Consider the following 12,663-nt stretch of genomic DNA (forward strand, 5'->3'; position numbering starts at 1 on the left):
ACCGAAATAGGTGGCATGGTCCGACCGAAATAACCACGTATAAAAGAACGGAACTAGATCGATATAAAAGATTATTTGATAAAGGTGTAATTCCTAGTCAAGAATGGGAGACTAAAAATATGGAGTTTCTGCAGCAACAAAAAAGTATTAATGATTTGGAGTCACAAATAATATTGATACGTTCTTCTCTGAATAATTTGAATAAAAATAAAAAAACGACTGTATTGAGTGAGTCGAAGGATCAATTGAAACTGAAAAGAGATGTTATTTTATCATTTAATAAATTGGAAAAGTCAATTTTTGATTGGGAACAGAGCTATGTAATTCGGTCTTCTATTGATGGAAGAATCTCCTTTTTACAGATATGGAAAGAGTATCAAAACATTGTGGCTGAAGAAAATGTGTTTGTTATTATTCCTCAAAATAATAATTTTATTGGAAAGGTGAAAGCGACAGTGCATAATTCTGGAAAAATAAAGGAGGGACAAACAGTAAATATTAGATTAGATAATTATCCTGACAGAGAATTTGGTATAATAAAAGGTAAAGTGAAATCATTCGCTCTTATACCCGATAAAGAAAACAATTTATTGGTCGATATTGATTTACCAAATGGCTTAAGAACATCATATAATAAAGAATTAGTATTCCAACAAGAAATGTCGGGTAGAGCTGACATCGTTACTGATGATTTAAAGCTTATCGAACGATTATTGTATCAATTTAGAGATTTATTTAAACGACAATAGGATGAGAAAGTGTATTTTATTCTTTTTGTTTTTTCAATTAAACTTAATGTATGGACAAGATACATTGACTTTTAAAGATTGTTTGAATTTAGTTCTAGAAAATAACTTAGAGCTAAAAGAAGCTTTATTAGAAGAGGAACTTGCAGTAATTCAATATCAGAAGACTAGAAAAGATATTTATCCAAGTTTAAATGCTAGTGCTTCTAATAATAATGCTTTTGGAAGAAGTATAGATCCTTATTCAAATTCATACATTGATACAAAGTTTAAATCTTATTCTGGAAGTCTAGCAAGTAATCTTGTTTTGTTTGAAGGTTTTTCAAAACGCAACAGCATAAAAATGGCGAAAGCTGGGATTGATATTCAAAAAACTATAATTGAAAAGATTAGAGATGATATAACCATTGAAGTGGCTTCATTGTATACGGCGATACTGTATACTGAAGAATTGATAAAAAGCTATAAGAAGCAAAATGAAATTTCAAAACGACAAAAAGAATTTTTGCAAGTAAGGTTTGAAGAGGGTGTAATAGCGGAAAGTGAATTATTCAAGCTTGATGCACAAATAGCATCTGAGTATTCAAATTTGATAACAACTGAAAATACATTGAAGATGTATTATTTAAATTTGCAACAGTTGGCTAATATTTCAATCCAATCTAGCATTCATTTGCAGGCTTTAAACGTAGAGGAGTTTGGAGAAATTGATGATGATTATCAAATTGATGTAGAAAAAAAATATGAGGAAATTCCAGGTTTTTTGATGGTTAAAAAACAAGAAGAGAGTGCAAAATTAAATATTAAAATTAGTCAATCTGCTTATTTACCATCTTTAAATCTACAGCTAAATTATGGATCTTTTTATAGTGATAGTAATAGCAATTTTAGTTTTAATGAACAATGGAATAACAATAAGAATTATGGATTTAGTTTATCCTTATCTATTCCTGTATTCAATGGTTTTGCTGTTCGCTATAATGTTAAAAGAGCTAAAGTTCAACATAAGCAGAGTTTGGTTAGAACCGATATAGAAAAAAACAGATTGATTAAGGTCTTAAGTCAGGCAAATAATGATTTAGTCGCGTCTAAAGAGAAATTGAAATCAGTGTCTAGTGCTCTACTATTTGCTCAAAAATCTTTTGAAGCTGATCAGTTGAAATATGAGTATGGCAAAATTAGTTTGACAGAATTGTTATTGACACAAAAAGATTATTTTAATACTCAAGGAGAGTTAATCAAGGCAAAATATGAATATGTTTATAACAAGGGAGTTATAGGATTCTATAAGGATAGTGTTTTTTCGATGTAATAGAATGACACGTTTAGTAATTTTTACTTCCAAATGTAAATTTCAAGTGACACTATACCGAAAACTGTGTAAGTATAAAATTCTGCTTGGGTTAAAACTGAGTAGAATTTTTTTATATATTTAATATTTACATAGTTATGGAAACAAAAGAACTATTTCCGGATGAGTTTTTCAAACAGTTTAAAACTGGAGAAGAACTCCAAAGCTTTCCAAAAGACTTGTTTTTTAGCAGCCACTCATTAATTTCAGACTTCTGAAAGAACAAGTATTTACCATTCGGTTTAGAGTAGGGGATTTTACTGTAATGAACCAGGTGATAGATATACGATTTTTTAAAACCAGTGTATTTCTCTAGTTCTTCCACAGACAGAATTTCCTTATTATTAGAGATGATAAGTTGCTCTAGATAATCAAGTTTTTCAAGTATAAGTTTAATAGTTTCCATAATCAATTGTTTTTAGATTTTGAAGCAAACTACTATTATATCATAAACGACTAAAGCCAAGTGTACTTTTAAGTACCACTTGGCTTTAGCATAATTATAATCTGTAATTAATCCTTTGGTTTAAAATCCAAATTTAAGCTCTGGAATAAGCTCAGAGGCTTCTTTCATTTTACTATCTATGATTTTAGCATAGATTTGAGTAGTTCTAATTTCACGATGTCCTAAGCGCTTGGAAACCGTATAAATATCCGCTCCATTCTCTAAGAGTAGTACCGCATTAGTGTGTCTAGCACTATGGAAGGTAATATGTTTGTGAATACCTGCTCTGTTACACCAACGAACAATTTCGTTATTGTAAACTGCTGAGTATTTAAGACCAGTGAAAACGCGCTGGTTAAGTGATTCTCTTTCTCCTAAGAGTTCTCTTGCCTGTTTGGAGATATAAAGGTATTCAACACCTTCTGTTTTCTCTTGTCTATAGATGACTCTACAAACATGATCTTCATCTCTTACTTCAGACCAAACTAGATTATTAATATCAGACCAACGAAGACCAGTTAAACAAGAAAATAAAAAGGCTCGTTTAAGTACTTCGTATTTACAATCAGTTTTTACCAGGCTTTGCACTTCATTAAACGTAAGGTACTCTCTCTGACTTTCAGCTTGCTTAAAACTCTTTACTTTTTGAGCATAGTTAATTGTTAGATAACCTTCTTCAAAGGCTAATCTAAGAGCAGCTCTAAACTTATTGAGATAAGAGTATTTTGAGTTTAATGATAAAGGGAGTTTACTTTTAGTAAGCGCCTTTGTATCAAAGTAATGTCTGACTTTTTTTAAAAATTCATCATCTACTTCATCAAAAGTAAAAGTAGGGGAGACACAGCGTTTTAAATGAAGAAAAGAAGCTGTCCAATTTCCGTAGTTTTTAGGACTTTCATATTTCTCTTCTGTTTTTTCAAGAAAGAAATCCAGGAAGCAACGTTGCCCTTTATGCTTATTCTTAATTCCATATTTACCTCTAAGGTTTTCACTTTGTCGAATAGCTAAGATATTCTCAGCCATTTGAAGGGCTTCTTTGTTTTCCTTTCTCTCCTTTGGACTATTAGGAGCGCCATGTAAAAAGAGTTTTAGGTTTTCAAATTCTCTGATATACTTCTTCTTTCCAGTAGAAGTAACTTCAACTCCTTTTGTGTACTCAATTAGAAGACTTATTCTTCCACTAGGTAGTTTTCGTTGTTTAAGTGTGATGTTCATAATATCTATATTAGGTTAAGGGAGACCGATTTTTCACAACACTTTCACAACACTTTTTTATTATGTTGTGAATATGTTGTGACTAATATAGAAAATAAGGACATCTTATAAAAACATTTAACACACAACTATTTGATTTTCAAAGCATTTTAAATCAAATAAAAGTATTAAAAAGACAGGTTATTTACCGATACAAAAGTTCGCAAAAATATTCCCTAATAACTCATCATTGGTAACTTGTCCTGTTATTTCACCGAAGAAGTATAAGGCTTGGCGGATATCGATAGCCATAAGGTCTGCAGATAAATTCGTCTGAAGCCCCCATTTTACTTTTTCGATTTCCTCTAGAGCTTTCAGCAGAGAGTCATAGTGGCGGGTATTAGTCACGATAGTCTCGTTATTGCGAAGAGCACCTGTATTGACAAAGCTTAATAGAGCTTGTTTTAATTCCTCCACACCTATATTATCTTTAGCAGACATTAGCATTAAATTCTCAATGTTTGCTTGATACTGAGTGATTTGATCAGCAGTTAGTAAGTCTCTCTTATTACATACGACAAGAAGAGGTTTTAGAGGGTATTTATTTTTCAGTTTTTCAAGCTCAAGTTTGATTTCTTCTAATGAACTACTATTTAATTTGGCACCATCAATTAAATAGATGACTACCTGGGCAGCCTCTATCTTCTCAAAAGTTTTTTGGATACCAATACTCTCGACAACATCTTTTGTTTCGCGAATACCTGCCGTATCGATAAATCTAAAGCCTATACCATCGATGACTAATTCATCTTCAATTGTATCACGGGTAGTTCCAGCGATATCTGATACGATTGCGCGTTCTTCGTTCAGTAAAGCATTTAATAGGGTGGATTTACCTACATTTGGTTCTCCTACGATAGCAACTGGAATACCGTTTTTGATTACGTTACCTACTGCGAAAGAGTCGATTAGTCGTTTTAAGACGAATTCAATGCGATCAATTAGTTCTTTGAACTGAGTACGGTCAGCAAACTCTACGTCTTCTTCTGAGAAGTCTAGTTCTAATTCGATTAACGAAGCGAAATTTAGCAATTGCTCACGCAGTTTGGCAATCTCACTTGAGAACCCTCCACGCATTTGCTGCATTGCGATTTGATGGCTTGCCTCGTTATCTGAAGCGATTAAGTCTGCTACAGCTTCTGCTTGTGAGAGGTCTAACTTGCCGTTTAAAAATGCACGCATCGTAAATTCTCCAGCTTGTGCCATTTTTGCCCCTTTTCGAAGGCATAGTTGAATGATCTGCTGTTGAATGAAGGTTGATCCATGACACGAAATTTCAATTGTATTTTCTCCTGTATAAGAGTTAGGCCCTTTGAATACAGAGATTAATACTTGATCTATTACACGGTCTCCATCGACGATATGTCCCAAGTGGAGTGTATGCGTTTTTTGCTTTGTTAGGTCTTTATTTTTTATCGATTTAAAGATGCCATTTACCAGTGTGATTGCGTCTTTACCCGATACCCTTATGATGGCAATAGCTCCTGCTCCTGATGGGGTAGCTAGAGCTACTATAGTATCTTCTAATATCATATATTCATCTATTATGGAGCAAAGATACTATTAATTCACTAATCTAAACGGGGTTTACCTGTTAAGCATTAATCGATTTATTTGTATATTTAAGGGTATATTTGTATTTATGTTTAGAGTTTTGAGTATTTCTTTATTGGTCTTACTACCTGTATTGGCTCAGGCACAACCTTATCGAATGAGTATTGAAGACCAACAGCAGATCAAGACAATATCTGATAGAGTGTTACCTTATCTCTTGCGAATTGAACAGACACTTGATCAGAATGCCGTACAGTTAAAACAAGGTCAGATAGACTTACTCAATCCAGCAATTGACGAATTAGTTAAGCAAGGTCTAAACAAAGCGACATTGGAGAATCGAATTAGAGTTAAAGGTATTGTGTGCCTTTTGTGTTACAAGGAACAATGGCAGGATCAGTTGGCGCAGAGGGAAGTTTTGTTGCAAAAGCAGAGTGATTCATGTGATTCGATAAAGGCAAATCAATGCAGATTGAGTCCTTTTCACCTGCGTAGATAGTAACGAAAAAAAGCAGTACAAAGGATTAACTCGATACTGCTTTTCGCTGTGTATTTGGTTTGGCGTATTAAGCGAATTTTTTGCTACCTGCCACACATAGGATAACCCCTAGGGTTACCAATAACATATTAGAACTTACCTGTTCGTTTAGTAAAAATGCAGCTAGTGCTAATCCAAAGAATGGTTGTAGTAATTGTAATTGTCCTACTTGGGCTATTCCTCCTTGAGCTAAGCCTTTATACCAAAAGACAAATCCAACAAACATACTAAACACCCCTAAGTAAGCAGTTCCTACCCATGCACTTACTGGTACTAATGTAGCTGCTATTGGCAGTGTTGTTACTACACAAGCAATTGAGATGGGAAGTGATAACACGACTGCCCAAGAGATAACTTGCCAACCACCCAATGATTTGGATAGTTTTGCTCCTTCTGCATAGCTTAGTCCACATAGTATGATAGCGAGTAACATGAGTACATTTCCTATTAGTGAACTCGTACCTCCCTGTAAAACGGCAAATCCAATAACTAATAGACTTCCCATAATTGAAAATAACCAAAAGATTGGTTTTGGTTTTTCTCCTCCTCTTATTACCGCGAATACGGCTGTACTCATAGGTAGTATTCCCAAAAATACAAGCGAATGTGCTGAAGTAATGTGTTGTAAGGCTAAAGCTGATAAGAGTGGAAAGCCTATAACACCCCCTATTGCGACGATTAGTAAAGGTAATATTTGTTGCTTCGTTGGTCGTTTTTCTTTGAAGGCTAATAAGCAGATTAGGGCTAATACCCCTGCAATAGCTGCTCTTGAAGCTGTTACAAACAACGGGTCTAACGATAATACCGCTATTTTTGTCGCTGGCATTGATCCACTGAATAGCAATACACCTATAAATCCGTTGATCCAACCATTAGTATTATTGGTCATCGCTGATGTATTGTCTAATGTACTTAATACTTGTTTCATTTTTTTTCATTTCTTTTCAGCAAACTTCGCTTATTATAGTGGTAAGTACAGTATCAATTTTGTATATTTATACGAGTACAGTTGCAATTGTTATGGAACAAGAATACATTTATCAGCGAATAGCCACTTCGATAGCTGATCAGATTAGAGGTGGTGTATTAAAGCCCGGGGATAGATTACCTTCGGTGCGAATGCTTTGTACCACTTATAAAGTGAGTATGAATACAGCTTCGCGCATTTACCAAGAGTTAGAGGCTAATGGATTGGTAGAGGCAAAACCGCAATCGGGTTATTTTGTCACTAATCTTTCTTTTGTAGATATTCCTTTGCCGGAAGTTAGTAAGCCGGTTTTGCTCGCCAATAATAAGGAGCCTAAAGAGATTATTCGAAAAGTATATAGTAATATGGGCAATCGCTCGTTGACTTTATTTTCTTATAGTACACTTTACGACGATTTTTTGCCAGTGATGAAAATGAAAAAGGAGATGCTCGCTGCTTCTAGGACACTGGTTAATGGAGGAATTGAATATGATTCTGTTTCGGGAAATTTAAACTTGAGAAGAGTGATTGCTCAGCGATCTATCACGTGGGGAGGTTCATTGATGGAAGAGGATATTGTTACTGCTAACGGGAGTATGAGTGCTATATCCATGTGTCTATTAGCACTTGGTAAACCTGGAGATACCATTGCTATTGAGAGTCCCTGCTATCCAGGTGTGTTTCAGTTAGCGATTGATTTAGGGTTTAAAGTGGTCGAGTTGCCTACAGATCCAGTCACTGGGATTAAGGTTAGTGCGCTTAGAGAGGCTATAGATCATATTGATCTTTGTTTACTTATTTCTAATTATAATACCCCTATGGGGAGTTGTATGCCTGAGTCCCACAAAAAAGAGATAGTAGCCCTATTGGATCAGCATAATATTCCTTTGATAGAGGATGATGTTTATGGTGATCTATACTTTGGGAATCAACGACCTAGTTGTTGTAAGGCTTATGACAAGACAGGTAATGTACTTTGGTGTAGTTCGGTATCTAAGACATTGGCGCCAGGGTATCGCGTGGGGTGGGTGGCACCAGGTAAATATAAAGAGCAGATCCTTCGCCAAAAATTGTTGCATGAGATTTCTACCCCGGGATTGATGCAGGAGGCAGTGGCTAGTTTTATGCGTACGGGAAAGTACGATAAGCATTTGAGAAAACTGAGACACGGTCTTTATGAGAATTACCAGAAATATCTCAATACAATTATTACCAGTTTTCCTGTACATACCAAAATCAATCGTCCACAGGGAGGATTGTCTCTATGGATAGAACTAGATCAGCGTATCGATGCTTTAGCATTATACGATTTGGCTATTGCTGAAGGAATTAGTATTGCACCAGGACGGATGTTTACTGTACAAGAACAGTTTCAAAATTGTATTCGTTTGTGTATTGGTCTTCCATGGTCTATATCAGTTGATCAAAAGTTACAGCGATTAGGGGAATTGAGTAAACAGCTTATGAAATAAGACATTTTTGTTTGACCTTAATGCAATGTTTTATAGGTGTTGTGGTTTTTTTATTTAGTCAATTGTAAAAAAAATAGGTTTCATTTAATAAAAGGTGGAAAATGATAGCTTTTTTGGTTTACTTTTGTCGCATAATTTTTATTTGCTTTATAACAAAATGCCACAAGAATTACAGTTACAAGTTCTTCCTGAAGTAGCAGGTACTGCTGATCTATTGACTCAGTACGTTGCCAACCAATTAAAGTGTCCAATTAGAGACATTAAGCATATTACAATCCTTAAACGATCGATTGATGCTAGACAGCGCACCGTAAAGGTTAATTTGAAGGTAGCTATATTCTTTGCAGACGAAGATATTGTGCATAGACACATCGGCTTTCCCGAATATAAAAGTGTTCAAGACGCTCCAAGAGTAATTGTTGTAGGGGCAGGACCTGCAGGATATTTTGCTGCTTTACAATTGATTGAATTAGGGGTAAAGCCCATCGTTGTAGAGAGGGGAAAAGATGTTCGAGGTCGTCGTAGAGATTTAAAAGCTATTAATAGAGATCACATTGTGAACCCTGATTCGAATTATTGTTTCGGAGAAGGAGGTGCAGGTACCTATTCAGATGGTAAGCTCTATACGCGTTCTAAAAAGCGAGGTGATGTCAACCGTATCTTAGAGTTGTTGGTGGCTTTCGGGGCTACCCAAGATATCTTAGTAGAAGCTCATCCACATATCGGAACGAATAAGTTACCAAAGATTATGCAGGATATGCGCGCTAAAATTATCGAGTTTGGCGGAGAAGTTTTGTTTGAAACAAAAGTAGTTGACTTTATTATTAAAGCAAGTGAAATACATGGTGTAGTAGTCAATGGAGGAGATGTCATCGAAGCGAAGAAAGTAATCTTAGCTACGGGGCACTCTGCTCGTGATATATACGAATTGTTGGATCGTAAGCAAGTACTAATTGAAGCGAAGCCATTTGCCTTAGGGGTACGTGCAGAGCACCCACAGTCTTTAATTGACAAGATACAGTATTCATGTGACTACAGAGGGGAGTTCCTACCTCCTGCACCATATTCTATTGTAAAGCAGGTCAATGGACGTGGAATGTACTCATTCTGTATGTGTCCGGGAGGGGTGATTGCTCCTTGTGCGACAGCTCCAGGGGAAGTAGTAACCAATGGATGGTCACCGTCAAAACGAGATCAGCCAACTGCTAATTCAGGTATCGTAGTAGAGTTGAGACTAGAGGACTTTAAGCCTTTTGAGAAACACGGTGCCTTAGCAGGTATGGAGTTTCAAAAAGCGATAGAGCAGCGAGCTTTCTTATTGGCTGGAGAGACACAGCGAGTACCAGCACAGCGCATGGTTGATTTCTCACAGTCTAAAGTGTCGTCTTCTATACCGAAGACGTCTTATGTGCCAGGGACAACTTCTACAGAGTTGGGTGAAGTGTTTCCTGGATTCTTAACGCAAATCATGAGAGAGGGCTTCCAAGAGTTTGGTAAGTCAATGAAGGGGTATTTTACCAACGAAGCTATCCTTCATGCTCCAGAGAGTAGAACTTCTTCTCCTGTACGTATTCCTCGTGAAGATTACACCTTAGTCCACCCGCAGATTAAAGGACTTTACCCTTGTGGAGAAGGTGCAGGTTATGCAGGTGGTATCATATCAGCTGCTATTGACGGAGAAAAATGTGCCATCATGTGTGTAGAGAGCATGCAATAAGAAAAAAAAGTTTTATGATATATCAGCCTAACTACAAGTGTAGTTAGGCTTTTTTTTTTGAATAGGAGCAATACATTGTATTTGAGTTCTCGAATTTTTAACGATAGAAAGCTAATTGATAGTTATTTATGACTTTCCTGTCAAACTTGATTTTACTTTAGAGAAATTGGTGTTGAATTAAACAATTAATTTTAAAATAGATGGAATATTGTTCGTTTACTTGGTCAAATATAGGTATTAATAGAAGAATGGTAGCACGATAATTGATAGTGAGGAGGATAGAATTAAATAATTTTATGAAACAGACTTTAAAATTAGTTGTTGTATTATCAGTAATCTCACTTTTGTTTTCTAGTTATGCAACCAAGTATAGCACAGAGTTAATTCCAATCATGAGAGGAATATATATAGAATATATTGATCAAAAGGGCAATACCGTTTTAAAAAACAACTATCTGAAAGGTTCTCTTTTTAGAGAGGGACTCGCTCTAGTGCAGGCTGATAACAAGCAAAAGACGTGGGGGTATATTGATACAAAAGGCCAATATGTAATTCCTCCAACCTATGTAAATGCTTCCGTTTTTTCTGAAGGGATTGCTTGGGGAACAAGAGAGGATAGTCGCCCTATTGCTTTAAACCAATCAGGGGAAGAATTGTTCACAATGGACATTGCAGAGGTAGTAGGGAATTACACCAATGGTTTAGCTAAGTTTGCGGTGTATAACGATGAAGGTCTCTTGCGCTGGGGATTTGTTGATAAAAAAGGAGAGGTAGTTGTGCAGCCTATTTATGAGCAGGTAAAGAGTTTTAATGAAGGGCTAGCTCCAGTGAAGGATCAAGAGAAAGGGTGGGGATATATTGATACAAATGGAGATTTTGTCATTCAGCCTCAATACTATTTCGCCAAAATGTTTAGATATGGCGTAGCAGTCGTGTACCATAGTATAGATAGTGTAGCTGTTATAGATAAAGAAGGCAAGGTCTTATTGACAGATAATTTTGTGGATTTGCATGTCGATGGAGACCTTTATATGTTTGAACAAGGGAATAAGTTTGGCTGGTTAGACAGAGAAGGTGCCGTTGTTATTCCTGCTATCTACCAAGAGATACATCCTTTCTCTATCAGAGACCTTGCCTTAGTGCGTCTGGATAATTTGTTTGGGTATATTAATAAAAAAGGAGAGATGATCATTGAGCCAAGATATACAAATGCGTATATGTTTTTAGGCGATATTGCACCAGTGACTCAAGATGGCTATACAGGGTTTATAGGCAAGAAAGGAAACTACGTAATACCACCTGCTAGGATAGAGGTTCCGTTTGATATTGCTACTCAGACATATTTATTAGATACACATTTTCGAATGGTATTTAGCGAATATATTAATGTAGGTGAAATTCTAGATAGAATGAAGCTAGAGAAATTAGAAGGAGTGACACCAATAATGACCTATGAGGCTATTTTTGCTTTACTAGATTTATCACCAAAGAACTATGAGAATTCTTCAAGTCAGTTGTTGATTAACAAAAAAACGGTGTCTGTTGATGTTTCTTATTCCTTTTCGACAATTGGTCATCTAATAGATTCGACAACGTTAGCTAGCAAACCGACTGGATTAAAATACGATATCTACCTAACAGGTAATATGAATAAAAGAATAGATTTACTAGAAGAAGAGTTATTGTTGAAGTTGACAAATTTCGTTAAGACAGCGACTGATAGTTATGAAAGTGATCAGATGAGACTCAGTATTCAAAAAGAGTACGGTCTATTAAGCCTTGAAATTACGTATAAGTAGTTTTTAGAAAATATATCATAAGCATGAAATAATGTAGGGGCGAATTGCAATTCGCCCGTATGAGGGATATCAATTCGCCCGTCGAGGAATCGTATGTGCGAAAAGGCATTCGCGAAATAATGTAGGGGCGAATTGCAATTCGCCCGTATGAGGGATATCAATTCGCCCGTCGAGGAATCGTATGTGCGAAAAGGCATTCGCGAAATAATGTAGGGGCGAATTGCAATTCGCCCGTATGAGGGATATCAATTCGCCCGTCGAGGAATCGTATGTGCGAAAAGGCATTCGCGAAATAATGTAGGGGCGAATTGCAATTCGCCCGTACGAGGGATATCAATTCGCCCGTACGAGGATTAGCATTTTTTTGCACATGGACAAAAAGCGCTGAAATACGAAATAGTTAATAAGATAGCTGCGATTAATACGAAGCCCAAAGAGCTTACAGGTTCCCCGATAGCAAGGTGAGCAACGGCAGCGGATACGATATTAATGACAAAACCTGCGTAGGCAAAGCCTCTCAGGGTACGCGGTAGCATAGGAAGTAAAAGCACCACTGAGCCAATAGCCTTCGCTACGGCTAGCTCCACTCTGAAGTAATCAGGGAATCCCAGGTGTACAAAGGCTTGCTTCATTTCTTCTGAGGCGATATAATTGTAGGCACTAAATAGCATGAATACTGAAAACAGTACAGTCGATACCCAAAAGGCAATTTTTTGTTTATTCATAAGATTTTATTTTATTGTTTCCAATGACAAACTTAAAGACTCTCTGTATAGATATTCCTATAAGTTCCCTTTTGGAAACTACTTTCCTTTTGGGT

Annotated in this window: 11 protein-coding genes; 6 read left to right on the plus strand and 5 right to left on the minus strand. The window is 36.2% G+C overall.

Going from position 1 to position 12,663, the window contains the following annotated elements:
- Positions 1-749 (plus strand): HlyD family efflux transporter periplasmic adaptor subunit (locus GJV77_RS08240; RefSeq protein ID WP_155035898.1); only part of this gene is annotated, 749 nt, incomplete at its 5' end.
- A gap of 1 nt (position 750) precedes the next feature.
- Positions 751-2,058 carry a TolC family protein gene (locus GJV77_RS08245; RefSeq protein WP_155035899.1) on the plus strand — a complete coding sequence of 436 codons (1,308 nt, stop codon included), beginning with the start codon at positions 751-753 and terminating at the stop codon, positions 2,056-2,058.
- A 127-nt stretch (positions 2,059-2,185) separates the two neighbouring features.
- On the opposite strand, the gene GJV77_RS08250 is transcribed toward GJV77_RS08245, so the two are convergent.
- From GJV77_RS08250 to mnmE, 3 genes are all read right to left on the minus strand, one after another.
- Positions 2,186-2,503 (minus strand): helix-turn-helix transcriptional regulator, encoded by a 318-nt coding sequence (locus GJV77_RS08250; protein ID WP_240142840.1) that lies wholly within the window; start codon positions 2,501-2,503, stop codon positions 2,186-2,188.
- Between the two features lie 120 nt (positions 2,504-2,623).
- The gene (locus GJV77_RS08255; RefSeq protein ID WP_155035900.1) at positions 2,624-3,757 is read right to left on the minus strand and encodes a site-specific integrase; all 1,134 of its coding nucleotides are present in this window, start codon (positions 3,755-3,757) and stop codon (positions 2,624-2,626) included.
- A 180-nt stretch (positions 3,758-3,937) separates the two neighbouring features.
- Positions 3,938-5,329, minus strand: coding sequence for a tRNA uridine-5-carboxymethylaminomethyl(34) synthesis GTPase MnmE (mnmE, locus tag GJV77_RS08260; RefSeq protein ID WP_155035901.1), 1,392 nt, complete (start codon positions 5,327-5,329; stop codon positions 3,938-3,940).
- A gap of 109 nt (positions 5,330-5,438) precedes the next feature.
- Between mnmE and GJV77_RS08265 the strand changes: the two genes are divergently transcribed.
- Positions 5,439-5,849 (plus strand): hypothetical protein, encoded by a 411-nt coding sequence (locus tag GJV77_RS08265; RefSeq protein WP_155035902.1) that lies wholly within the window; start codon positions 5,439-5,441, stop codon positions 5,847-5,849.
- Positions 5,850-5,916: 67 nt separating this feature from the next.
- Here the strand turns inward: GJV77_RS08265 and GJV77_RS08270 are convergent, their stop codons facing one another.
- Positions 5,917-6,816, minus strand: a complete 900-nt coding sequence (locus GJV77_RS08270) for a DMT family transporter (protein ID WP_162853987.1) — start codon at positions 6,814-6,816, stop codon at positions 5,917-5,919.
- A gap of 92 nt (positions 6,817-6,908) precedes the next feature.
- Here GJV77_RS08270 and GJV77_RS08275 point away from each other — a divergent pair, with 92 nt between their 5' ends.
- The 3 genes from GJV77_RS08275 (at position 6,909) to GJV77_RS08285 (ending at position 11,843) form a co-directional block, all read left to right on the plus strand.
- The gene (locus tag GJV77_RS08275; protein WP_155035903.1) at positions 6,909-8,327 is read left to right on the plus strand and encodes an aminotransferase-like domain-containing protein; all 1,419 of its coding nucleotides are present in this window, start codon (positions 6,909-6,911) and stop codon (positions 8,325-8,327) included.
- A gap of 157 nt (positions 8,328-8,484) precedes the next feature.
- Positions 8,485-10,044 (plus strand): NAD(P)/FAD-dependent oxidoreductase, encoded by a 1,560-nt coding sequence (locus GJV77_RS08280; protein ID WP_155035904.1) that lies wholly within the window; start codon positions 8,485-8,487, stop codon positions 10,042-10,044.
- A 296-nt stretch (positions 10,045-10,340) separates the two neighbouring features.
- Positions 10,341-11,843, plus strand: a complete 1,503-nt coding sequence (locus tag GJV77_RS08285) for a WG repeat-containing protein (RefSeq protein ID WP_155035905.1) — start codon at positions 10,341-10,343, stop codon at positions 11,841-11,843.
- Between the two features lie 353 nt (positions 11,844-12,196).
- Here GJV77_RS08285 and GJV77_RS08290 read toward each other — a convergent pair whose 3' ends face one another.
- Positions 12,197-12,568, minus strand: a complete 372-nt coding sequence (locus tag GJV77_RS08290) for a DoxX family protein (protein WP_155035906.1) — start codon at positions 12,566-12,568, stop codon at positions 12,197-12,199.
- Positions 12,569-12,663 lie beyond the last annotated feature (95 nt).

The organism is Myroides pelagicus (assembly GCF_009711055.1).
Lineage (GTDB): Bacteria > Bacteroidota > Bacteroidia > Flavobacteriales > Flavobacteriaceae > Flavobacterium > Flavobacterium pelagicum.